Consider the following 23,002-nt stretch of genomic DNA (forward strand, 5'->3'; position numbering starts at 1 on the left):
GTAACAGTAAGATAAAAGAACTACCCCCAGACAAGGGGATGCTCAGCGTCTTGGCTTTTCTTCGACTGCTGTGGAAGTTCTGCCAAGCTTTAATGCGATTCGTCTATGCGGAATCCCTTGTTTGCCATGATCTCCGGTATCTGGATGTCCTCTGACGTCCATGGACTTCCAGCGTTGCATAACCGCTTTCCCTAATCACTTTGACGTCGATCGTTACGCCGCCTATCGGAAATTCTGCGTTCCGGTTGGTATGGAAGAGGTCTCGATGAATGATCGTCTCTACATACCGTGGCCACTATTTTTTCAGCTATCGGCCTAACCGAGGATTGCTGTTTTTGGGAAGTGCCGTCTTCGGCGAGAATTTGTAGCAACCCAAAAAGCTCCCTTTGTCTCTTGGGGGGCAGTGTAGCAAGAACCTTGGTGAGTATCTGGCAGGACTGCTGAAACTCTTCATCTGACAGATTTGAAATGTTCGAATCTTGTTCCTTCTCGAAGCTGATTTTCTTCTTTAAATTTGCATCATTTTCCATAGCTCGTCCTTGTTTATGCTACCCCCTAAAATTCGGGACGATGCGAACTTACTGTGTCCAGCTCCGATATGACACAAACCGGATACAGCAAGCCTCGGTAGAGGGCAGTCTCAGTGAGGAGAATTAATTTGCAGCGTAAGCCAGAATGTGGGCCCGACAGTAAGTCGGGGTGAGCCCCACATTGGGTCCATCATATTTCACATATGTGAAATAGAAAGGGAGAATATAGGGGTAATCCCATCGCTGTTTACGAGGACGGGGAAATCGCATTCTTCTTTCTTGGCTAAAGCTGGATTGGACGCAGCAAGGGGAGCGATGAGGGGATAGGTGCAGGCGGTGCAGCAGCGGGAAACAAAAAACAATTTACTGTAGGGGCTACGTGAAAGTGGATGTGGATTGGAAAAATATCTTTCCAGACGGTCCGGTTGAATATCTCGTTGCCAGAAGGCCCAGTTAGCAGTATTGACGAGTACGCTCGTGCCCATCATATGACCCGGTTTGGGTTTCTGGCAAAGGCAGCTCAGGACGCGATGCGATGAAGAGTTAGAGTAAGTTACCATGATTTAATGCACATCTCTCTAACCTGGCAGAGGAAGCAGCAGTCGCCGTCATCCGAATTACGGCGATTTAAACTGTTGCTCCTCTGCAATTCAAGGATAGGAAAAGAAGACCAGTAGTTCAAGGCTGGACAGAGTCAATAAAAAGGCCCGGACGAACGCCGGGCCAGGGGTGAGTTTACCGCAATCGCTTCCCCGTTTGGAGGAGAGAAACGAGTAGGTAGAATAACAATACAAGAAATTTTTTACCGTTAAATACTTAACGTATGGAAACAAAAAAATACCGGTTCAGCCAATCGGCTACGACCTAAGGAGTCGTGAGTTCCAATCCTGCCGGACGCACCAATTCAAGTAGTACAATCAATCGCCTATGTGCTATTGCGTTAGGCGATTTTCTTTTCAGGTTGCCAAGTGCGGGAGTTTTGCATGAATCGGTTCCGCACATCTGTAGCCGCATCTATCAGTTAGTCGGTTTCGGGGGTGGAGCAGCGCGTCGTAATATCCCTTTTCTCGTGCTCCAGCGACTCCGCAGCTGAGAGCCCTCCTGTCGGCAGAATCATAAGGATCGCTTGCATAGGATGCGGTATCCCATTTCCTGAAACCGGCGGACAGTCGACGAATGGGACTGTTTTGCAAGCAAAAACAAAGCACTCGAATGGAAACAGCAACAGTTCGAGGTACGGGTTGCTCTTTATCCCACCATCCTTTCCTGAGAATTGATCGCATACCTCCGTCAGCGCCTTGATCACTTTCGGCTCTGCAAGCCAAGACCCACGTCTTGTTTCCCCTGTACCAAAGTCCAGGATGTACTTAAGTCCAATAGCGATATGGCGTGCTTTAAGTAAGATGGCGTCCGATTCTACTGTTGTCTTTTCAATATCCAGGGGGGAGTATGAATAAATTTCTTCACAACACAATTGTATCGGGAATTTTTGCGGCGACTGTATCGGCTACTCAGGCAGCACCTATTTATATGACTGCCGATTTCTCCGGTGGGATTCTCGCCACGGGTGGGCTGGCTAACAGCCTGGGCTTGCAGGGAACCAATACATGCAGCGGCTGTGCCGCCGGCAGCGTCAGCGGCAATGTGTTATTCGATCAAAGTCTCATACCCGGAAGCGGTACTGGCACCGTGAACATCCCACTCGCAGCAGTTACCGGCGCATCAAGCAGTACTATCTTCAGTATAGAATTTGGGAGTTCCCCCCTGGAGTTTGAATTTGGAAACGCGAATATTTTAGGGGGTCCGTCCATACGATTCGAGAACGGCGTATTCAACGGGTTTTCCTTCGTAAAAGATTTTGTGGTCAGCGGAAAAACTTATGAACTCAACATGCAGGGTGCGAACTGGACCATGAGCTGGTTAAAAAGCAATTCCTCTTCAGATCTTGTTGCATCCGGGTATCTGAACGTAGGTAACCAGGGGTTGGCGAACCAGACGTATTTTGATCCTGTACCGGCTCAACTGCCCGGTGGTACAGTCCCGGAGCCTACTGTCCTCGCGCTTGTCATGATCGGCATTTTGAGTATTTTTATGGTTCAGCGCGTGAACAGACGTACAGAGGGCTCGGTTTAGTACCCATTATTATCACGCGGTTTTGTTGCAGCACATATGTAGAGTAGAAGCCTATACCGTACAAAGTTATGGGCGGATGGATATGCAACGGGTTCTCCCATCAACGATGGCCTGGACGTTGACAATCAAAAGTATAAGCGTAGTGTGCCGCTTTTTATTTTATGGGGAGTAACTCGAATAAATTACTCTCCGAATTGACCTGGATCAAAACAGTAAAGGGTAGAAGGGCACATTATTCTTTCCGTAACAATTACAAGAGCAAGTATTCCATTTCTTACGGAGAACGGATAAATGAAACTCACATTTCTGGCTACCGCATTGGTGTTGTTCAATGCCGCCGGCTGCAAACCTTCCACTCCGGAATCCCCGTCGACCTACGGGAAAGTCATTACTCCCGACCATCACGTCCCGAAAGAGCATCAGGACCCTCAAGAAAAAACGTGAGAAAATTTTGGTGAGGGACTTTGAAGGGACTGGAGCATGCGTACTTTCCATGCATAAAAAAGGGTTGGGCAGTTTTGCCCAACCCTTTTTTGTATCGGGGAGATTCTTCGAATGAATGAGGTGCCTCGATATCAGGCTGACTCTCTTTTAACCAGGGAAAGGTTTGTATCGGCGGTCAAGCCGCCGAGAAAACGCTGAAATTGACCGTCTGCTTTCAATACGGCACGGACGTCGATTATGAGACGTAACTGGCCACTTTTCAGCCTCAGGAGCTTCAAATAGTTAGGGAAGTCGGGATGAGCAGGCACGGCCACACCATGACCCGGGTCCGCGGGATAACCGAGCCAATCGGGTACCAGGCCGGACTGACGCAGAGCTTCCTCCGATTCTTCGAATATGTAGGTAGTAATACCGATTGCAGCGCTCGTCCAGCAGCTGATCGGTACGGGTGACTGCGTTGTCTGAGGATTGGACTTCGCGCCTTTTAGCGGTTCGCGCCTGGGTTTTGCGTTCATAAGACTCCTCTGTGAGAGCGTTCCTGTCAGCGTTCAAAACTTGCTCTCTCTGCCAACGGGTAGAACAGCCCGGGATCGGTCCCTTACAGAGCAGCCTGACATCCAAGATGTAAAGGGTGAATTATCCGAGAGAGATGCGTGCGTATTCTACTGGTTTTCAACCCCGTTGCCCATTGGACTCTAGTACACCCTATCCTTTGTACATCCTATCCTTTGATTGAAACCGGAATAGCGGGAGAAGCTCTTCGGACAGGCGAGAGCGCATTGACAACGGACAATGGCAACGGCAGCAGTTGCCCGCACGCGGTTGCGGCGACCAATTCGGCCGAAAGTCCCGCGGTAATCAGTCCACGCGTTCCATGGCCGAGGCTGGTATACAGTCCGGGCAAAAGTTCGCCGACGAGCGGCATGGCGCCTGGAACAGACCCCCTGATAGATGTGCGCCCATCCAATTGCTCAAGCTGCCTGGTATCTTGACTTACATCGTCACTCAGCCTGCGGAGCACGGGAGAAATTTCTCGCAGTCTGGATAAGTTTTCCGCATGCTCCGATATATTCAAGTTAATCGATGTATCGTTAAAACGATGGGTTGCTCCCACCACATGTCGTCCTGCAACAGCAGGAGCGAGATAGCCGCTTCCGCATACGATGGTGCGGAGATTCTGGCTTGCGGTTGTTGCAGGGATCAAGGTAAGCTGCCCGCGTACCGGGGTTAGCGGCAGGTTTGCCAACGCTGGAAGCGATTTCACCTGATACCCGGTGCAAACTACAACTATATCAGCCTCCAGGGACCACGCTTGCTTCCTCTGATCTTCCGCTTGCACCCGCCAGCCATGGCTCATTGGGGTAAGTGATTTTACCGTGCGACCGGTATACAGGGTGATAGCCTGACTGCCAAGCAATGCTGCACAAAGTTGAGGCGGAGCAAGCCAACCGCTACCGGGGAACCAAAGGCCACCATATGAAAGCTCAATTCCCGCAAGGGCCGATGCTTCAACCGCATCTACCGGTCGGAACACATGCGAGGGCCAGTCGAGGGTCGCAAGCTTCTCGATTCGTCTTGCTTCTTCGGCGGAGAATGACAACTGCAGTTCTCCGCATTCACTTCGCATGACGCCATCAACGGGTAGTTTTTCGTCAAGCAAGGCGAGCGCATGTCCGTAGGATGCCAGCACAAAGCGGTGCAGGGCATTCATTCCTGCACTCAGGCGGGCATGCAGTATACCAATCGGGTTGCCTGACGCGCCCGCCCCAAGGGTCTGTGATTCCAGAAGTTCAACTACAAGTCCACGGCTGGCCAGCGCCGAAGCAGCGGCACATCCCCCTATTCCCCCTCCGATAACGATCGCGGTGGAGGGAGCAGGTCGAATGGGAGGTGGGCCAGGAAGGCCACCTTGCAGCATTTCACGCTTACGGCCAAAGCCGGATATTTTTTTGACCTGAAACCCTGCTTGTTCCAAACCGCGACGAACAACGCCGGCACTGGTATAGGTCGCAAAGGTTGCGCCTGCTCGCGACGCGCGCGCAATCCAGTGGAAAATCTGCTGTGTCCACATTTCTGGATTTCGCGCGGGTGAAAAGCCGTCAAGAAACCATGCATCGATACCTTGCGTTTCAGGCAGCGCCTCGGCCACGTCCTCTATTGCCAGCGTGAGACGTACTCTTCCCCCGGCAAAACTCCACCGATTCCATCCGGGTACACGCCGCGGCCAGCGCAGCATAAGTTCATCGGCGTATGGACACAGTTCGGGCCAAAGCGCCAGCGCTGCGCTCAGTTCTTTTTCATCGAGCGGATATTTTTCAACACTGAAGAAATCAAGACTGGTCCGAAGGGATGCAATCTGGTCGAATAGCCGCCAAGTGCATAAAAAGCTCAATCCTGTGCCGAATCCCGTTTCTCCAATGGAAAACGCGCTATCAGGCTGCAACGAGCCAAAACGGTCGGCCAGCCGGTTGCCCTGCAGGAAGACGTACTGTTTTTCTTCCAGTCCCGAGTCTCTTGAGAAATAGACGTCACCGAAGCGAGCGGAATACAGGTGTCCGTTTTGCCAGTCAAGCATGCGAGCGAAAATTCAGCCGGTATGCTGGCGAAAAGCCAGATCCCTCGTCAAGATCCCTCGTCAATCGACGTTGTCTATGTGCCGGTGCAATCTGACTGGTTCCACTGTTTTCTTGCGTAATCGAAGGTTGAGAAATTCCACAGTGACCGAGAATGCCATGGCGAAGTAGATGTAGCCTTTCGGAACATGGACGTCGAAGCCTTCGACGATGAGGGTAACGCCCACCAGTATCAGGAAGGAAAGGGCGAGGATTTTGATTGTCGGATGTTTCTCTACAAAATCTCCTATTGGTTTAGCCGCCAGTAGCATGACCAGAACTGCGAGAATGATGGCAATAGCCATCAGTGTAATGTGATCGACCAAGCCGACAGCCGTTATGACGGAATCCAGCGAGAACACGATATCGAGGATGGTAATCTGTAGCAGGACCATGCCTATGCTCGTGGCGGAGATGTTCCTGCTGCTGTTGTCCGTACCTTCCAGACTGTTGTGTATTTCATGGGTTGCCTTGAACAGGAGAAAGAGTCCTCCCCCGATCAATACGATGTCGCGCCCTGAAATGGAACTGCCAAAAATTGCAAACCAGGGTTTGGTCAAGCTCATTACCCAGGAGATCGAGAATAATAGAGCAAGCCGGCTCAGCATCGCGAGGCCAAGGCCCATCCTTCTGGCAAAATTTCGCTGGGCTTCGGGAAGGCGTCCTACCAGGATTGAGATGAAGATAATATTGTCGATACCTAAAACAATTTCCAACGTAGTCAGCGTCAGCAGTGCAACCCATGCTTCCGGGCTTGTCAGCCACTCAAACATCCCTACTCCTCATTCTCAATTCCCCGGTGCAGACTTTTTATTTGAACGTACTATCCGTGATTTTGCTATTTATATTTAGCAAGTATTGATACTGATACAGCGAATGGCCGGATGCCCGGGTGCCGTAGGTGCCGGAAATCGTACAATCGGATCAGAAACCTGAGCAGTTCTTCATGTTATCACGCCAAGGCTGACCGCAAACCAGGAATCAGGATCTGTCCAAGTATGTTCGACCTGGAAGCCTCCGGATCGGAGCAGGTTTTCGAGATGCTCAACGGTGTATTTGTAACTGTTTTCCGTATGAATCCGTTCACCCCGGTCAAAGTGGAACGTCATATCAAGCGTATCTATCCTGACCTCTTGTCGGTAAGCGCTTTCGAGATGCAGTTCAATGCGCGATTCTGCCTCATTCCAGAATGAGATATGGCAAAACGATTCTGGATCGAAGTGCCCGCTCAGTTCCCGGTTGATCCTGACAAGAAGATTTTTATTGAACAAAGCAGTCACGCCCGCGTCGTCGTTATACGCAGCATGCATGACGTTGATATCTTTCACGAGATCTGCCCCGAGCAGCAGTTTATCTCCGGTTGACAGGTTCCGTGCAATGTTCTGCAGCAAGGTGATCGCGGCGTCGTTTTCCAGATTGCCGATACTGGAACCGATATAAAGAACGAGGCGCGGCGGAGTCTGATGTTCAAGAAATGTCAGGTTGTCGAAATCGCCCACCTGAGGGTGAACTTTCACCCTGCTCAATTCACTTTCCACTTCATCCTTGGCCAACTGCAAGGCAGCATCGGAGACATCGAGCGGAAAATAGTTCACGCCGAATTGCCGCTGCACAAGAGAACGCAGCAGAATGCGGGTCTTGGTTGCGGTTCCGGCACCGAGTTCGCTGACCGAGACATTGCGGCGCAGATGGTTGCATATCTCCTCCGCATGGACCGTCAGTATGCCCGCTTCCGTCCGAGTGGGATAATATTCCGGCAGACAGGTGATCTGTTCAAACAAGGCGGAGCCGGCAGCATCATAAAGCAATTTCGGCGGTAGGCTTTTTGGAGTACGAGACAAGCCTTCCAGCACATCTTCGGCGATCGAAGGAAGCGGAACAGAGGCGGGTTTCCGGTTGATGTGTTTCGATCCAATCATCATGCAACCCCGTCATGAGCCAAACGTATCCCGGAGAATTGCCAACGCTTCTGTGGCAGAAAGAAATTGCGGTATGACTCTCGTATATGAGACCGCGGTGTAACGCAGGAGCCGCCGCGCAGGACCATCTGGTTACACATGAATTTCCCGTTATATTCCCCTTCCGCCCCTGTCGGCGGACGGTAACCAGGATAGGCGGAATAAGGGCTTGAGGTCCATTCCCACACATCGCCCAGCATCTGTTGCATTCTCGGTTGTTGCGATTTGGAATGAACAGCTGGCGCGGGATGATAAATTTCGTTTTCAAGCAGGTTTGCAGAAATGGTCGAGCATCTGCTGGATCTCGCAGCAACTTCCCATTCAGATTCCGTTGGCAGTCGGGCCCCCGCCCAACGCGCAAACGCATCCGCTTCGTAAAAGCTTACGTGGCATACCGGTTCGCTCGGATCGAGCGGCATGGTGCCGCGGCAGGTATATTGGCGCCAGCCATCGTCCATCTGTTCCCAGTAGAGCGGCGCTGTCCATTGATTCTCGCATACATGGTCCCAGGCATCCGACAGCCATAATTCCGGCCGCGTATAACCGTCATCGGCCATGAATTCCAGGTACTCCTCGTTCGTTACAAGGCGGGAGGCAATGCGGAAGGGACTGAGATAAGTGGGATGCCGCGGTAATTCGTTGTCAAATGCAAAATGGGACGTATCGTCCCCTATCTGGTAGATGCCTTCGTCAAAACAATACCATTTCAACGGTGGAGCAGCCGTTGCGGATGCTGCAACAACGCGTATTCGTTCCGGCTGGTAACTGGGCCGCAGGGGATTGGTCCAGAACGCATGTTTGATATCCGTAACGATCAATTCCTGATGTTGCTGCTCATGATTCAACCCCAGTTCGACCAATCGTAAAATTTCGGCTGAAGCTTCACGCACGAGCAACTCCTCCATGGCATCGTCTACGTAGACACGATAAAGACGAACCTGATCGAGAGTGGGACGGGAAAACGTACCCCGAATAGAGCGATGCGGATGCTTTCCCAGCCGTTTGTAGTACGAGTTGAAGAGGAAGCTGAATCGCTCATCGAAACGGGCATAACCGTGAAAATGCTGCGCGAGGATGAATTCCTCGAAGAACCATGTGGTATGGGCGAGATGCCATTTGGACGGGCTCGCGTCGGCCATGGACTGGACCATCTGATCATCCGGCCCAAGCGTCTCAACGAGTTTCAACGTCTGCCTGCGAATTTCACGATATCGTTGAAGCCATGTCGGCAATGGCGATAATTCGACAGGCCGGTTGAGTGTTTTTGGCATGATTATTTATCCGTGTGACATTTATCTATCGTGACGAGACTCATTTCGGTTGGAAGGGATATCTTTCCTTTCGTGTAAGCAGGCAAATCCCTGCCTTCCTTCATTTCTTATCCCTTGTCGACGACGAGTTCTTGTTGCAATTTTCCTCAAAGAGAAAGGATGTACTCTGTACGCTTTCAGACATATAAGTTCTGATGATCGTGAATTGGGTGCGATATACCGGAAAAGTCAATTTTTGTTCGATACCGCACTGACCCTCTTTCCCGGTTGAAGCATTCTGTATGTGTCTAAGGCGCTTCGAGGAAGAGAAGGACCGGCACATTGGCAGGAAGCAGCAGAAGCCGGATCGAAGCGGTGAGGGTGAAATGCAGAGAAGTTCTTAACAGGAAGTCCAAGCAGTAACCTTTAAGAATTTACTAATTTCATACTTTCATAGGAGATAATCATGGCTTACACAGATCGCGATACCTACGGCATGTACAAGAAGTATGGCAAGGAGGAAGGGAAGGGACCCGGGCCCCGTCTGATGGGGGCGGACACTCTTATTGGCGAGGATGTATACAACACCCAGGACGAAGATCTTGGCGACATCAAGGAAATCATGCTCGACATGAACAACGGCAAAATCGCTTATGCCGTGCTGTCTTTCGGTGGATTTCTGGGAATGGGGGATAAGCTCTTCGCCGTGCCCTGGAGCGCGCTGACGCTCGATACTGAGAATAAGCGCTTCATCCTCAACGTGGATAAAGAACGCCTCAACTCCGCGCCGGGATTCGATAAGGATGACTGGCCGGATATGGCGGATCCATCCTGGCAGAACACCATCAATTCCTACTATGGAACGAAGTCTTACATGGATACAAGCTACGAAACCACATCCAAGAAAGACTATACGACCTCTGCCCATCGAAACAATGAAAGGATCATTCCGGTTGCACCGGTCGGCGCTGACCACGTGAAAGACAAAACCGACGATACCTTTCACACGCACAAGTAAAAACTGTTAAGTAGTGTCAGGTGAACAAGGGGTGCAGGATTATCCTGCACCCCTTGTTTTATGGGTTGCAAAACTGCTCGACCTTCCACCACGCGGGCAACAGGCGCAGAACATCGTGCTTTAAACCGCATACGCGTTACAGGCTGGTTAAATGATCTGTCAAATAGCCTGTAAACTCGCATAAATGCAATCCATCCCCTATTGGCGTCTTTCCGGCTTCTATTTCTTCCATTTTGCCTTTATTGGCGCCTTTGCTCCTTACTGGACTCTTTACCTCAAATCCCTTTCCTTTGCTTCCTTTCAGATCGGCGTGCTCATGTCCCTGCTGCATGTCACTCGCATCTTTGCCCCGGCTGCCTGGGGCTGGCTTGCAGATCACGTCGGCAAGCGGATGCTCATTGTACGATCGGCTGCAATTGCAGGCTTGGTCAGCTACTGCGGTGTTTTTCTCGGCGAGTCCTATGGCTGGCTGTTTGCGATCATGGCGCTGATGAGTTTTTTCTGGAGCGCTTCCCTGCCGTTGATCGAGGCAACGACGCTTTCATACCTTGGAGAAAGCATCACAAAATACGGACTCATCCGGGTCTGGGGTTCAGTAGGATTCATTTTGGCGGTAACCGGCGTTGGTTATCTGCTGGATGAAACCAGTATCAACTCACTGCTATGGGCCATCCTTGGCTTCAAGCTCGGTATCGTCTTTTTTTCACGCCTCATTCCTGAAATCGGGACAGTAACGCATCCCGCCACCGAGCATTCCATTCCACAAATATTCCGACGGCCGGAAGTACTGGCCTTTTTTGCAGCGTGCCTGTTGATGGTGTTTGCGCATGGCCCCTACTACACCTTTTACTCGATTTATCTTGTCGAGTACGGATACAGCAAAAGTCTCGTAGGCTGGCTGTGGGCCACAGGGGTTATCTGTGAGATCGGCATATTTTTCCTGATGCCGCAGTTGATGCGCCGATTCCGCATGAAACAGATCATGGTGTTCAGTTTCGGCTGTGCCGTAGCACGCTTCCTGATGATAGGCTGGGGTGTAGAATGGCCCTTTGTCATATTGGCCGCACAGGTGTTGCATGCCGCAACCTACGGGGCGCATCACGCCACAGCCATGATGGTTGTGCACCGGCTCTTCGGGGGGCGCCATCAGGCGAAAGGGCAAGCGCTTTACACCAGCCTCACATTCGGGCTCGGTGGCACTATTGGCGGCATATTCAGCGGTTATTCCTGGGATTGGCTGGGGGCAGGGCTCACTTTTACGATCAGTGCGATGGCCGTGCTGCTCGGCCTGGGGCTGGTAGTCTGGAAGATGGACATCGACCGGTCCGCGTGACAATTACCTCACTCTTGCTGTTCCTTGATATTTCATTATGGGATAATGAAATATCAAGATTTGAAGCCGTTATTCCCATTTCCACAAAAATGCAAACGTTATACGACAAACTCTGGCAAAGCCATGTGGTGCACGAAGAATCCGATGATCCGGAAGGCATGGCGCTGCTATATATCGATCGCCACCTCGTACACGAGGTGACCAGCCCCCAGGCGTTCGAAGGGTTGAAGCTGGCCGGACGCAAGCCGTGGCGCCTCAATTCCATTCTGGCGGTAGCAGACCACAATGTGCCGACCACCGGGCGAGATCATGGCATCAGCGATCCGGTATCTCGCCTGCAAGTGGAAACGCTCGATCAGAATTGTGAGGAATTGGGTATCACCGAATTCAGGATGAACGATCGACGCCAGGGCATCGTGCATGTCATCGGACCGGAGCAGGGCGCCACCTTGCCAGGGATGACAGTGGTTTGCGGCGACTCGCATACCAGCACGCATGGCGCTTTTGCCTGCCTTGCTTTTGGCATAGGTACTTCGGAGGTGGAGCATGTGCTGGCGACACAGTGCTTGGTGGCAAAGAAATCAAAAACGATGCAGATCGTGGTAGAGGGCAATCTCGGTCATGGCATTACCGCCAAGGACGTAGCGCTTGCCGTTGTCGGCAGGATCGGTACTGCCGGAGGTACAGGCTATGCGATCGAGTTTGCCGGCAGCGCGATTCGTGGGCTATCGATGGAAGGGCGCATGACACTCTGCAATATGGCGATCGAGGCGGGTGCGCGTGCAGGAATGGTGGCAGTGGATGATGTCACCATTGAATATCTCCGGGGCCGTCCCTTTGCACCTAAAGGCGATCCCTGGGAAAAAGCGGTTGCCTACTGGCGTACCCTGAAGAGTGACAAGGGTGCGAGCTTTGACAAGGGGGTTCAACTGGACGCAGCCTCGATCAAGCCGCAGGTAACCTGGGGAACTTCTCCGGAAATGGTTACGACAGTAGATGGAAAGGTGCCTGATCCGACAGAAATCGCAGACGCGGTGAAGCGCCATGACATGGAGCGGGCGCTCAAATATATGGCGCTGGCTCCCAATACCCCGATCAGTGAAATTCGCCCCGACAAGATATTCATCGGCTCCTGCACGAATGCGCGCATAGAGGATTTGCGGGCCGCCGCCGAGGTGGTAAGGGGCCGTCGTATTGCGAAGAGCATCAAGCTTGCGATGGTCGTGCCGGGATCCGGCCTGGTCAAGCATCAGGCAGAGCAGGAGGGGCTCGACAGGATATTTCGCGATGCGGGGTTTGAATGGCGCGAACCGGGTTGCTCGATGTGCCTTGCAATGAATGACGACAGGCTGGAGCCCGGCGAACGATGCGCTTCCACTTCCAATCGTAACTTTGAGGGCAGGCAGGGTCCTGCGGGACGAACTCACCTGGTGAGTCCTGCAATGGCCGCCGCCGCCGCAGTCGCGGGACATTTTGTGGATGTAAGGGAAATATATTAGAATTCCAGTACAACCATAGCGGTTTTTTTACACTACAGGGAGTTGTGATGAGAATGCTGACAGTAATGGCTGCCTTGATCACTGCCTTTGGCCTGTCTGCCTGCCACACCATTCAGGGCGTGGGCAAAGACGTCCAGAGCGGCGGAGAAGCGCTGGAAAAATCTGCAAAATAATTGCAAAACGGTAATCAGCAGTGAAAAAGTTTCATTCATGCGAGGGATTGGTGGCGCCGCTGGATCGGGCCAATGTCGACACCGACGCCATCATCCCCAAACAGTTTCTGAAATCCATCAAGAGGTCCGGTTTCGGGCAAAATCTCTTCGATGAATGGCGATACCTGGATCATGGCGAGCCAGGCATCGACCCTGCCACTCGTAAACTCAACCCTGAGTTTGTGCTTAACCTGTCGCGTTACCGCGATCCCCAGGTACTCCTTGCGCGCGCCAACTTCGGTTGCGGATCCAGCCGGGAACATGCTCCCTGGGCATTACAGGATTACGGCTTTGAGGTAATCATCGCCCCCAGTTTTGCCGATATTTTTTTCAACAACTGCTTCAAAATAGGTTTGCTTCCCATCGTGCTCGACACCTCACGGGTGGATCAACTGTTCCGAGAGGTCGAGGCCACCGAAGGGTACCGATTGCTCGTCAATCTGGAGCAGCAATCGGTGATCACTCCTGCCGGAGAATCTTTCTCTTTCGATATCGATCCTTTCCGCAAGCATAGTCTGCTGAATGGTCTGGACGAAATCGGTCTCACGTTGCAGCACGCGGACAAAATCCGCGCGTTCGAAGAAAAGCGCCGCGTAGAACAGCCGTGGCTGTTCGCCTGACAGACTTTCCCCTTTAAAGGACTTTATGAAAATAGCAATTCTGGCCGGAGATGGTATCGGTCCGGAAATTGTCGCGCAGGCAGTGCGCGTGCTGGAAACGCTGAGAAGCGATGGGTTGAAGCTGGAACTGGAACAGGGGTTGCTGGGGGGGTGCGCGGTAGATGCAGCGGGCGAGCCTTTTCCCGAGGCAACGCGCAGATTGGTGAATGAGGCAGATGCCGTAATCCTGGGGGCAGTGGGCGGGCCCCGGTATGACGCGCTGCCCCGGCAGCTCAGGCCGGAGCAAGGCCTTCTTGGTATACGGAAGGCCTTGAACCTGTTTGCCAATCTCCGGCCTGCGGTACTTTATCCTGAACTTGCCGATGCTTCCACGCTGAAGCCCGAGGTGGTGTCCGGACTCGATATCCTGATCGTGCGCGAGTTGACCGGGGATATTTACTTTGGCGAGCCGCGTGGTATTGAATTACGGAATGGTCAGCGCATCGGCTACAATACCATGATTTACAGCGAAGCCGAGATCCGGAGAATAGCGCGGGTGGCTTTCCAGGCAGCGCGCAAGCGTAGTCGCAGGCTGTGCTCTGTCGACAAGATGAACGTACTGGAATCAACCCAGCTGTGGCGCGACGTGGTGACCGAAACGGCGGGTGAATATCCGGACGTGGAGCTTTCGCACATGCTGGTGGACAATGCGGCCATGCAGCTTGTACGCAATCCCCGGCAGTTCGATGTGGTTGTGACAGGCAACATGTTCGGTGACATTCTGTCGGATGAGGCATCCATGCTGACCGGTTCGATCGGCATGCTGCCTTCGGCATCGCTCGATGAGCGGAACAAGGGACTTTACGAGCCCATACACGGTTCTGCTCCCGATATCGCCGGCAAGGACATGGCGAATCCTCTAGCCACCGTGCTTTCGGTTGCGATGATGCTGCGCTATACCTTCGATCGGGAGGAGGAGGCATCCCGAATCGAGCGGGCAGTGAAAAAGGTGCTGGCTGATGGATACCGGACTGCGGATATTTACGAGCCAGGAAAGATGAGAATCGGAACCGCAGCGATGGGTGATGCGGTTCTGGCAGGTTTGTAGCTACGGCACTTCATATCCTGTGGTTGAATCAAACCACGATTTCTTCCAAAAGAGAGATATCAATGAAACGAGTCGGTTTTATCGGTTGGCGTGGCATGGTAGGGTCAGTTCTCATGCAACGCATGCGGGAAGAAAATGATTTTGCATTGGTTGAGCCAACTTTCTTTTCCACTTCGCAGAAGGGCGGCAAAGCACCGGATATCGGCCAGGAGGCCCCGCCGCTGAAGGACGCGAATGATATAGACGAGCTCAAGTCCATGGACATCCTGATTTCCTGCCAGGGAGGGGATTATACCGGCGCGATTTTTCCCCGGCTGCGGGAAGCAGGCTGGCAGGGTTACTGGATCGATGCAGCCTCCACGCTGCGGATGAAAGATGATGCTGTCATCATACTTGACCCGGTCAACATGCCGGTTATCGAGCAGGCTCTGCACGATGGGATAAAAAATTATATCGGAGGCAATTGCACCGTCAGCCTGATGCTGATGGCCATGAACGGGCTCTTCAAAGAAGAACTGGTGGAATGGATGAGCGCCATGACTTATCAGGCAGCTTCTGGCGCCGGCGCACAGAACATGCGGGAATTGCTTCTGCAAATGGGCGAAGCGCATCGCGTGGCGAAAAATCTGCTGGATGACCCTGCGGCCGGCATACTCGATATCGACCGTGAAGTGGCGGGAACACTTCGTGATGAAAATTTTCCAACGGAGAATTTCGGTGTGCCGCTTGCAGGCAGTCTCATCCCCTGGATAGATAGGGATTTGGGCAACGGGCAGACACGGGAAGAATGGAAGGGACAATCCGAGACAAACAAGATACTGGGGCGTGGTGAACGAACGGTTCCCGTGGATGGTATCTGTGTTCGTGTAGGGGCCATGCGTTGCCACAGCCAGGCGCTGACCGTGAAGCTGAAGAAGGATGTTCCGCTGGATGAGGTTGAAGACGTGCTTTCCGCTTCGAACAGTTGGGTAAGGGTCGTTCCCAATGAGCGGGAGCATACCTTGAAAGAGTTGACTCCTGCTGCGGTTACCGGCAAGCTGACAATACCGGTTGGCCGGTTGCGCAAGCTTGCCATGGGCGGCGAGTATCTTTCTGCATTCACTGTGGGAGACCAGTTGCTCTGGGGCGCCGCAGAGCCGCTGCGCAGAATGCTCAGAATTCTGGTGGCGGCCTGAGAACCGATAGAAGCGGCAAAGGCGCACGGTGGATCAAGACATCGTGCCGCCTGATTTCCATCTTCTGGAGCTTCCCCTGCGCCTTTTCGAGAGTCATTTTTCCACAGTCGTCCGATTGAAGATTGCCTATCCTTCGATGGTAACCCGCTTTCTTCGCGAACGAGACCCGGGTGCACGTCTGGCATGCATGCACCCCATGTCTGATCGGGCTCCCGATCTTCGTCAAGGGATAGGGCGTTATTCCCCCCTGAGAGTATACTGCTGTGCAGAAGTCGAGGTTTAAGTGCGGTCTGTTTTTTTCATTTCTGGCCGCCATAATGCCGGTGGAAGCCAGTCACGCAGCAGGCCTGGGAAGGCTCACTGTCAATTCTGTGCAAGGGCAGCCGTTCAAGGCAGAAATCGATCTGGTGGCGGTAACAACAGAAGAGAAATCTTCCCTGAATGCCCACCTTGCATCATATGATGTTTTCCGCAAGGTAAATGTCGATTATTCTCCGCTTTTATCCACGTTTAAAACCACTATTGAAATCCGTCCGGAGGGTCAGCCTTATATCCGGATTGTATCTCCGCAATCCGTTGATGAACCGTTCCTGAATATCCTGATTGAGTTGAACTGGGCGTCGGGACATTTGTTGCGTGAATATACTGCCTTGCTACCCCTTGCCGAAACGGGTGCATCGTTCCGGGAAAATGAGTCAGCTCAGCTGGCATCGCATTGCTATCCCCGGATTGACTCTGCAGATGGTAAAACAGATCCGGCTATAGCGCATGATGGCTTCTCATCAGGACAAACCGGGCTCCTTTCAGGAGCACCCGCGTCAAACTCATCCTATCGGATCTATGGTCCCGTAAAATCAGGCGATACCCTATCAGGAATCGCAAAAAATATCGCGCTTCCTCCTGAAGCAAGCTTCAATCAGGTACTGGTGGCACTGTTTCGCGCAAACCCCGAGGCATTTTCTGGCAACAACATGCATCAGCTCAAGACGGGATTCGTCCTGAGAATACCGGATAGCAGTGAAATCAATATGATAACAATAGGGGAAGCCGATCAGGAAGTGATGGTGCATACGGCCGAGTGGCACAAAAAACGGTCTTTTGGAACAGATGAACGGGAAAAAGAAGAGGAACCGCTCCCGTGGGCACTCGTTCTGTAGCGGGAAAGCGTAAGATCCGTACGGGATGGCCCGTGCGAAAGCGGTGGGCGATGACGGACTAGTCAATCAGCACCCACTATTGCGCTGGAGAGCATCTGTTTATACGCCATTACTTCCGTTTCCCGAAACGTGTTTAAAAATTCCTTGGGCAGATCCGGTACAAGTATCACCAGAATCACGATGGTAGCTTTACCGTGAGAATCGCAATGGCGCTGGAGTATGACGGCAGCAACTTCTGCGGCTGGCAAAGCCAGCCAGGGGGAAATACCGTGCAGGATGCCGTGGAAGCGGCCTTGTCTGAAATTGCAGGCGAGGCTATTCGAGTAGTGACGGCAGGGAGAACCGACGCAGGAGTCCATGCTATCTACCAGGTGCTGCATTTTGATACTCGGGCGGAGCGACCAATGAATGCGTGGGTGCGGGGTGCAAACGCGCTGCTGCCCGGCGGCATCGCCATGCTATGGGCATCCCCCACTGCAGACGATTTTCATGCCCGCTACTGTGCGATCGAGCGCTGTTATCTCTACCTGTTACTGAACCATCCAGTGCGGCCGGGCCTTCATCAGCACAGAGTCGGCTGGTTTCACCATCCGCTCCGTCTCGAATCCATGCAGATGGCGGCACAGATGCTGGTGGGCGAACACGATTTCAGCGCCTTTCGGGCTGCTGAATGCCAAGCCAAATCCCCCGTGCGTACCGTGACAAAACTGGAAGTTACGCGAGTGGGAAATATTGTTGCGTTTGAGCTGCGCGCCAATGCATTTTTGCACCACATGGTACGTAATATCGTCGGTTGTCTGATTTATGTAGGTAAAGGTAAATTTCCTCCTGACTGGATAGGGAAACTGCTTGAAAACGGGAAGCGCAGCGAAGCTGCGCCGACTTTTTCCGCTTCCGGGTTATACTTGGCAGGAGTTGTCTATGATGCGAGGTGGAAGCTGCCACCTTTTGTCGAGCCCCCTCTTGCCGCAATAGTGCCGGGCATGAACAGGCCGGCTATCCTCACATCATGGGCGACAAGTGGCGGAAACCCGGTTTCGGGCGCAAAACCGGAAGTCAGGGATATATGTCGATTCGAGTAAAAGTTTGCGGTATAACCCGAGTGGAAGATGCGCTTGCGGCAGTGCATCTCGGAGCCAATGCGGTGGGCTTTGTCTTCTGGGAGCAGAGTGCGCGTTATATTTCACCGGCTGGAGCTCGCGGAATCGTGTCCGCGTTGCCGCCATTCGTTACTTCAGTGGGTGTCTATGTCGACCCTGAGGCAGGATGGGTGGACGAAAGTATTTCGGTTGCCGGCCTGAACCTGTTGCAATTTCACGGCAGCGAAAGCCCCGAGTTCTGCCGGCAATTTTCACTTCCCTATATAAAGGCGGTAAGAGTCAGGGCGGGGCTGGATTTGCTACAATACGCATCCCTTTATACGGGAGCTATCGGTTTGCTGCTGGATACGTATGTGGAAGGCGAACCCGGGGGGACCGGAGAGGCGTTCGACTGGAACCTGATTCCGCGCAATCTGTCGCTGCCGCTGATTCTTTCGGGGGGACTACATGCAGGCAACATTACGAGCGCGATCCAGCAGGCGCATCCTTGGGCAGTAGATGTGTCCAGCGGCGTGGAAGCCGCGAAGGGCATCAAAGATTCGGGAAAAATTGCAGCATTCATGCGAGGAGTTGGAATCAGTGAAAGTCTATGATCTTCCGGACAGTCATGGGCACTTTGGTCCGTATGGTGGCATCTTTGTCGCCGAAACGCTGATCTCGGCCCTGGAGGATTTGCGCATACAGTACGAGCGCTATCGCAGCGATGCTGACTTTCAGGCGGAATTCGCCCATGAACTCAAGCATTATGTGGGACGCCCGACTCCCATCTATCATGCAAAACGATGGTCGGCGCAACTGGGGGGTGCCCAGATCCTGCTCAAGCGCGAGGACCTGAACCATACGGGCGCACACAAAATTAATAATGCGATGGGACAGGCGCTACTGGCCAGGCGAATGGGCAAATCGCGGGTAATAGCCGAGACCGGCGCAGGTCAACATGGTGTTGCCACGGCCACGGTCGCAGCGCGGTATGGGATGGAGTGTGTCATCTACATGGGATCGGTCGATGTGGAGCGCCAAGCCGCAAATGTTTACCGGATGAAGCTTCTGGGTGCGGAGGTCATACCGGTCGAATCCGGTTCACGCACGCTGAAGGATGCCTTGAACGAGGCCATGCGCGACTGGGTAACCAATGTTGCAGATACTTTTTACATCATCGGTACTGTGGCCGGACCTCACCCCTATCCCATGATGGTACGGGATTTCCAGGCGATCATCGGGCGCGAGGCAATAACCCAGATGCAGGAGGATTATGGACGGCAGCCCGATGCCCTGATCGCCTGCGTGGGGGGCGGTTCAAATGCCATCGGGCTTTTTTATCCCTATCTCGACAGCAGCATCCGGATGATCGGAGTGGAAGCGGCCGGACACGGCGTGGAGACAGATCAGCATGCCGCTACCCTGACGAAGGGACGCCCCGGCGTGTTGCACGGCAATCGCACTTACCTCATCCAGGATGAGAATGGACAGATCGTTGAAACGCATTCCATTTCGGCAGGCTTGGATTACCCAGGCGTAGGTCCGGAGCATGCCTGGCTCAAGGACAGCGGACGGGCCGAATATTTCGGAATAACCGACGAGCAGGCTCTGGAAGCCTTTCACGCACTGTGCCATTACGAAGGGATCATTCCGGCGCTCGAATCAAGTCATGCGCTGGCTTATGCAGCCCGGCTCGCACCTGCGCTTACTTCCGACAAGTTGCTGCTGGTGAACCTGTCAGGGCGTGGCGACAAGGATATGCCCACCGTTGCGCGTGCTTCGCATATCACCTTCTAACCTGCAAAGTCCATTCATGTCCCGTATTTCCACCCTGTTTGGCAAACTGCTCCAGAATCGGAGAAAGGCGCTCATTCCTTTTATTACCGCTGGCGATCCCGAACCCGGAATGATGGTCCCACTGATGCACGAACTGGTGCAGGCTGGCGCCGACGTCATCGAGCTGGGCGTTCCATTTTCCGATCCGATGGCGGATGGGCCAACGATTCAGCGTTCTTCCGAGCGTGCGCTGAAACATCGCGTTTCGTTGCAGGACGTGCTGGCAATGGTGGGAGAATTCAGGGAAAGTGATTCCAGCACGCCGGTTGTGCTGATGGGTTACGCCAATCCGGTCGAAGCGATGGGCTACGATGCATTCACGGCAAGAGCAAAAGCGTGCGGCGTGGATGGCGTGCTGATTGTGGATTATCCTCCGGAGGAATCGGTGGAGTGGGTGGAATACCTGAAACGTCAGAATATCGCTCCCATTTTCCTGCTTTCTCCGACTACGCCACAGCAGCGCGTCGAGCGGGTGGCGGCGCTGGCGGAAGGATATGTGTACTACGTTTCGCTGAAAGGCGTTACCGGTTCGCTTCACCTCGATTTGCATGACGTGGCCGAGAAACTCGACGGACTGCGTTCCCGCATTTCCATTCCCATCGGAGTGGGCTTTGGCATACGTGACGGCGCAACCGCCCGGGCAGTGGCGGAGCTTGCCGATGCAGTGGTGGTGGGAAGCCGCATCATCGAAGAAATTGAAAGGTCGCCCAAGGCGGAGGTGTTAACAAATGTCCATCGTCTGGTAAAAAGTCTGCGAGTTGCAATAGATGCAGTAAGTCCTGCACCATCAGCTGCCGTTAAACTTACACACTTATGAGCTGGTTTCAGAAACTTCTTCCGCCCAAAATCAAGCGCAAAGAAAGCGGTGAAAAGAAAGCGGTGCCTGAGGGACTGTGGAGCAAATGCGCCTCCTGCGAGGCAGTGCTTTACTATTCCGATCTGGGGAACAATCTCAATGTCTGCCCCAAGTGCGGTCATCACAACCGGATCTCCGCGCGCGTGCGGCTCGACCTGTTTCTGGATCCGGAGAATCGGCGCGAAATCGGAGCGGAAGTTCACCCGCTCGATCCCCTTAAATTCAAGGATAGCAAGCGTTACTCCGACAGGCTGGCGGAGGCGAAAAAGGAGACTGACGAAGATGACTCCCTAGTGGTGATGCAGGGCAGCGTCAAGACAGTTCCCGTCGTTGTTGCAGCATTCGAATTCGGTTTCATGGGAGGGTCGATGGGGTCCGTCGTCGGCGAACGCTTCATACGGGGTGTGCAAACGTGTGTCGACCGGCATCTGGCCTTTGTATGCTTCGCGGCGAGTGGCGGTGCGCGCATGCAGGAAGGCCTGCTGTCGCTTATGCAGATGGCCAAAACCACTGCTGTATTGACCCGGCTGAGCCGCGAAGGACTTCCGTTTATTTCGGTCCTGACGGACCCTACCATGGGCGGTGTGTCTGCAAGTTTTGCTTTCATTGGCGATGTAGTGATTGCTGAACCGGGGGCCCTGATTGGTTTTGCGGGACCGAGGGTGATCGAGCAGACAGTGCGGCAGACTCTGCCGGAAGGATTTCAGCGCTCCGAGTTCCTGCTGGAGCATGGGGCGATAGATATGATCGTCGATCGCCGGCGCATGCGCGACAAGGTCGCCAATTTGTGTACGTTGCTGATGCACGCTTCCCCTCCCGCACCCTGAGTATTCACTCGACGCGTAACTACATTTATCGTGCCATCGCGGGCATGAGCACTTTCTCCTTTGCTTCTGCAACGCTGCCAGAGTGGCTGGACTACCTGGAACGAATGCATCCCACAGCTATCGAGATGGGCCTGGAGCGGATACGGCACGTCCAGGCGGAACTGGGGCTTAAGCCTTCATTTCCCATCATTTCCGTTGCAGGCACCAACGGGAAGGGATCGACATGCATGATGCTGGAAGCCATTCTGAGCCATGCCGGATATCGTGTCGGATGCTATACCTCGCCCCATTTGCTGCGATATAACGAACGCGTGCGAATCGGCCGGAAGGAAGCAAGCGATGATGAGCTGTGCGAGGCTTTCCGTGCTGTCGAATCGGCGCGGATGAATAGCGCCGTATCCCTGACCTATTTCGAGTTTGGCACACTGGCCGCCATGTACTTATTCAGTCAGGCCGAAGTGGAAGTTGCAATCCTGGAGGTGGGATTGGGCGGCCGGCTGGATGCGGTCAATGTATTCGAGGCCGATTGTGCGATCCTTACCAGCGTGGATTTCGATCATATGGATTATTTGGGCAACACGCGTGACCAGATCGGATTCGAAAAGGCCGGAATTTTCAGGTCGGGGAAGGCGGCAGTCTGTTCCGAACCGGACTTGCCCATAAGCGTGCGGCATCATGCGCAATCGATCGGCGCCAACCTCATGCATATCGGGGAGCATTTCGGTTATTCAACCGCTCCACAGTCCTGGAGCTATTGGCGGAACGGCGAGAGCAGGCACGCACTCCCTTATCCGGCCTTGCGCGGCGCATATCAGTTGAAGAACGCCAGTGCATGCCTCGCCGCGCTTGATTCCCTGAAAGATACACTGCCGGTCACCTTAAGTGACATTCGCCATGGTTTGCTGGAGGTGGTTTGGCCAGCCCGGTTTCAGGTGTTGCCTGGACAGCCGGTCACGGTGCTCGATGTTGCCCATAATCCCGGCGCAGCGCGAGCATTGGCCGCCAGCCTCGATAGCATGGAGCGTTATCCTGAAACATACGCGGTATTTGCAATGCTCAAGGATAAGGATATCGCCGGCGTGGTGCGGGAGTTGAGGTCCAGAGTGGATGTCTGGCTGGTATCGGGTATTGACGCTCCAAGAGGGGCTACGGCGGACGAAGTCGCCGCGCAGGTTGCCCAAGCGCTGCAAATTGCCGAGCCGCTTGCGGGAAATGCAGGTGAAGTCGCCGTGCATACCATCCGCAAGTTCCGCAATCCATCCGAGGCATATGCCTACGCCTGTGAGCAGGCAGCCAGAAATGATAGAATTTGTGTTTTCGGCTCATTCCATACCGTGGCTGAAGTGTTAAAGAACAGGATTGAGCGCAGGTAGATT

Annotated in this window: 23 protein-coding genes; 17 read left to right on the forward strand and 6 right to left on the reverse strand. The window is 53.4% G+C overall.

What is annotated here, in order from left to right:
- Window positions 1-191 precede the first annotated feature (191 nt).
- Window positions 192-530 (reverse strand): hypothetical protein, encoded by a 339-nt coding sequence (locus BMW46_RS02270; RefSeq protein WP_074704098.1) that lies wholly within the window; start codon window positions 528-530, stop codon window positions 192-194.
- Window positions 531-919: 389 nt separating this feature from the next.
- Here BMW46_RS02270 and BMW46_RS15915 point away from each other — a divergent pair, with 389 nt between their 5' ends.
- The 3 genes from BMW46_RS15915 to BMW46_RS15290 all read left to right on the forward strand — a co-directional run bounded on the left by BMW46_RS15915 (window position 920) and on the right by BMW46_RS15290 (window position 3,107).
- Complete coding sequence (locus BMW46_RS15915) at window positions 920-1,069, forward strand: type II toxin-antitoxin system HicB family antitoxin (RefSeq protein WP_081355628.1); 150 nt, start codon at window positions 920-922, stop codon at window positions 1,067-1,069.
- Between the two features lie 910 nt (window positions 1,070-1,979).
- On the forward strand, window positions 1,980-2,663 hold the full coding sequence (locus BMW46_RS02285; RefSeq protein ID WP_074704102.1) for a PEP-CTERM sorting domain-containing protein: 684 nt from the start codon (window positions 1,980-1,982) through the stop codon (window positions 2,661-2,663).
- Between the two features lie 291 nt (window positions 2,664-2,954).
- On the forward strand, window positions 2,955-3,107 hold the full coding sequence (locus BMW46_RS15290; protein ID WP_177171017.1) for a hypothetical protein: 153 nt from the start codon (window positions 2,955-2,957) through the stop codon (window positions 3,105-3,107).
- A 131-nt stretch (window positions 3,108-3,238) separates the two neighbouring features.
- Here the strand turns inward: BMW46_RS15290 and BMW46_RS02290 are convergent, their stop codons facing one another.
- From BMW46_RS02290 to egtB, 5 genes are all read right to left on the reverse strand, one after another.
- A complete protein-coding gene (locus BMW46_RS02290; RefSeq protein WP_074704104.1) occupies window positions 3,239-3,622 on the reverse strand; it encodes a hypothetical protein in 384 nt (127 codons plus the stop codon).
- A gap of 206 nt (window positions 3,623-3,828) precedes the next feature.
- Window positions 3,829-5,682, reverse strand: coding sequence for a bifunctional tRNA (5-methylaminomethyl-2-thiouridine)(34)-methyltransferase MnmC2/FAD-dependent 5-carboxymethylaminomethyl-2-thiouridine(34) oxidoreductase MnmC1 (gene mnmC, locus BMW46_RS02295; protein ID WP_074704105.1), 1,854 nt, complete (start codon window positions 5,680-5,682; stop codon window positions 3,829-3,831).
- Window positions 5,683-5,742: 60 nt separating this feature from the next.
- The gene (locus BMW46_RS02300; RefSeq protein WP_074704107.1) at window positions 5,743-6,492 is read right to left on the reverse strand and encodes a TerC family protein; all 750 of its coding nucleotides are present in this window, start codon (window positions 6,490-6,492) and stop codon (window positions 5,743-5,745) included.
- Between the two features lie 171 nt (window positions 6,493-6,663).
- A complete protein-coding gene (gene egtD / locus BMW46_RS02305; protein WP_081355629.1) occupies window positions 6,664-7,641 on the reverse strand; it encodes an L-histidine N(alpha)-methyltransferase in 978 nt (325 codons plus the stop codon).
- Complete coding sequence (egtB, locus tag BMW46_RS02310) at window positions 7,638-8,948, reverse strand: ergothioneine biosynthesis protein EgtB (RefSeq protein ID WP_074704108.1); 1,311 nt, start codon at window positions 8,946-8,948, stop codon at window positions 7,638-7,640. Before egtB ends, egtD begins: the two co-directional genes overlap by 4 nt.
- A gap of 445 nt (window positions 8,949-9,393) precedes the next feature.
- Between egtB and BMW46_RS02315 the strand changes: the two genes are divergently transcribed.
- The 14 genes from BMW46_RS02315 (at window position 9,394) to folC (ending at window position 22,999) form a co-directional block, all read left to right on the forward strand.
- On the forward strand, window positions 9,394-9,945 hold the full coding sequence (locus BMW46_RS02315) for a PRC-barrel domain-containing protein (protein WP_074704109.1): 552 nt from the start codon (window positions 9,394-9,396) through the stop codon (window positions 9,943-9,945).
- 184 nt (window positions 9,946-10,129) lie between these two features.
- The gene (locus tag BMW46_RS02320; RefSeq protein WP_074704111.1) at window positions 10,130-11,278 is read left to right on the forward strand and encodes an MFS transporter; all 1,149 of its coding nucleotides are present in this window, start codon (window positions 10,130-10,132) and stop codon (window positions 11,276-11,278) included.
- A gap of 89 nt (window positions 11,279-11,367) precedes the next feature.
- The gene (leuC, locus tag BMW46_RS02325; RefSeq protein WP_074704575.1) at window positions 11,368-12,777 is read left to right on the forward strand and encodes a 3-isopropylmalate dehydratase large subunit; all 1,410 of its coding nucleotides are present in this window, start codon (window positions 11,368-11,370) and stop codon (window positions 12,775-12,777) included.
- 47 nt (window positions 12,778-12,824) lie between these two features.
- Window positions 12,825-12,950 carry an entericidin A/B family lipoprotein gene (locus tag BMW46_RS02330; protein WP_074704113.1) on the forward strand — a complete coding sequence of 42 codons (126 nt, stop codon included), beginning with the start codon at window positions 12,825-12,827 and terminating at the stop codon, window positions 12,948-12,950.
- Between the two features lie 20 nt (window positions 12,951-12,970).
- Window positions 12,971-13,609, forward strand: coding sequence for a 3-isopropylmalate dehydratase small subunit (leuD, locus tag BMW46_RS02335; RefSeq protein ID WP_074704114.1), 639 nt, complete (start codon window positions 12,971-12,973; stop codon window positions 13,607-13,609).
- 25 nt (window positions 13,610-13,634) lie between these two features.
- Window positions 13,635-14,696, forward strand: coding sequence for a 3-isopropylmalate dehydrogenase (leuB, locus tag BMW46_RS02340; protein WP_074704116.1), 1,062 nt, complete (start codon window positions 13,635-13,637; stop codon window positions 14,694-14,696).
- A gap of 62 nt (window positions 14,697-14,758) precedes the next feature.
- Window positions 14,759-15,871: an aspartate-semialdehyde dehydrogenase gene (gene asd, locus BMW46_RS02345; protein ID WP_074704117.1), complete on the forward strand. Its 1,113-nt coding sequence runs from the start codon at window positions 14,759-14,761 to the stop codon at window positions 15,869-15,871.
- A 317-nt stretch (window positions 15,872-16,188) separates the two neighbouring features.
- Window positions 16,189-17,028 (forward strand): type IV pilus assembly protein FimV, encoded by an 840-nt coding sequence (locus tag BMW46_RS02350; protein ID WP_143049072.1) that lies wholly within the window; start codon window positions 16,189-16,191, stop codon window positions 17,026-17,028.
- A gap of 194 nt (window positions 17,029-17,222) precedes the next feature.
- Window positions 17,223-18,110: a tRNA pseudouridine(38-40) synthase TruA gene (gene truA / locus BMW46_RS02355; RefSeq protein WP_081355631.1), complete on the forward strand. Its 888-nt coding sequence runs from the start codon at window positions 17,223-17,225 to the stop codon at window positions 18,108-18,110.
- On the forward strand, window positions 18,095-18,721 hold the full coding sequence (locus tag BMW46_RS02360) for a phosphoribosylanthranilate isomerase (protein WP_074704121.1): 627 nt from the start codon (window positions 18,095-18,097) through the stop codon (window positions 18,719-18,721). The genes truA and BMW46_RS02360 overlap by 16 nt, the downstream gene beginning before the upstream one ends.
- Window positions 18,708-19,904, forward strand: a complete 1,197-nt coding sequence (gene trpB, locus BMW46_RS02365) for a tryptophan synthase subunit beta (protein WP_011381227.1) — start codon at window positions 18,708-18,710, stop codon at window positions 19,902-19,904. Before BMW46_RS02360 ends, trpB begins: the two co-directional genes overlap by 14 nt.
- Window positions 19,905-19,920: 16 nt before the next feature.
- On the forward strand, window positions 19,921-20,760 hold the full coding sequence (gene trpA / locus BMW46_RS02370; protein ID WP_074704122.1) for a tryptophan synthase subunit alpha: 840 nt from the start codon (window positions 19,921-19,923) through the stop codon (window positions 20,758-20,760).
- On the forward strand, window positions 20,757-21,626 hold the full coding sequence (gene accD, locus BMW46_RS02375) for an acetyl-CoA carboxylase, carboxyltransferase subunit beta (protein ID WP_074704124.1): 870 nt from the start codon (window positions 20,757-20,759) through the stop codon (window positions 21,624-21,626). Before trpA ends, accD begins: the two co-directional genes overlap by 4 nt.
- 44 nt (window positions 21,627-21,670) lie before the next feature.
- Entirely contained in the window at window positions 21,671-22,999 is a 1,329-nt protein-coding gene (folC, locus tag BMW46_RS02380) for a bifunctional tetrahydrofolate synthase/dihydrofolate synthase (RefSeq protein WP_074704125.1), read from the forward strand.
- Window positions 23,000-23,002 lie beyond the last annotated feature (3 nt).

The sequence above is a fragment of the Nitrosospira multiformis genome (genome assembly GCF_900111585.1).
GTDB lineage: Bacteria > Pseudomonadota > Gammaproteobacteria > Burkholderiales > Nitrosomonadaceae > Nitrosospira > Nitrosospira multiformis_B.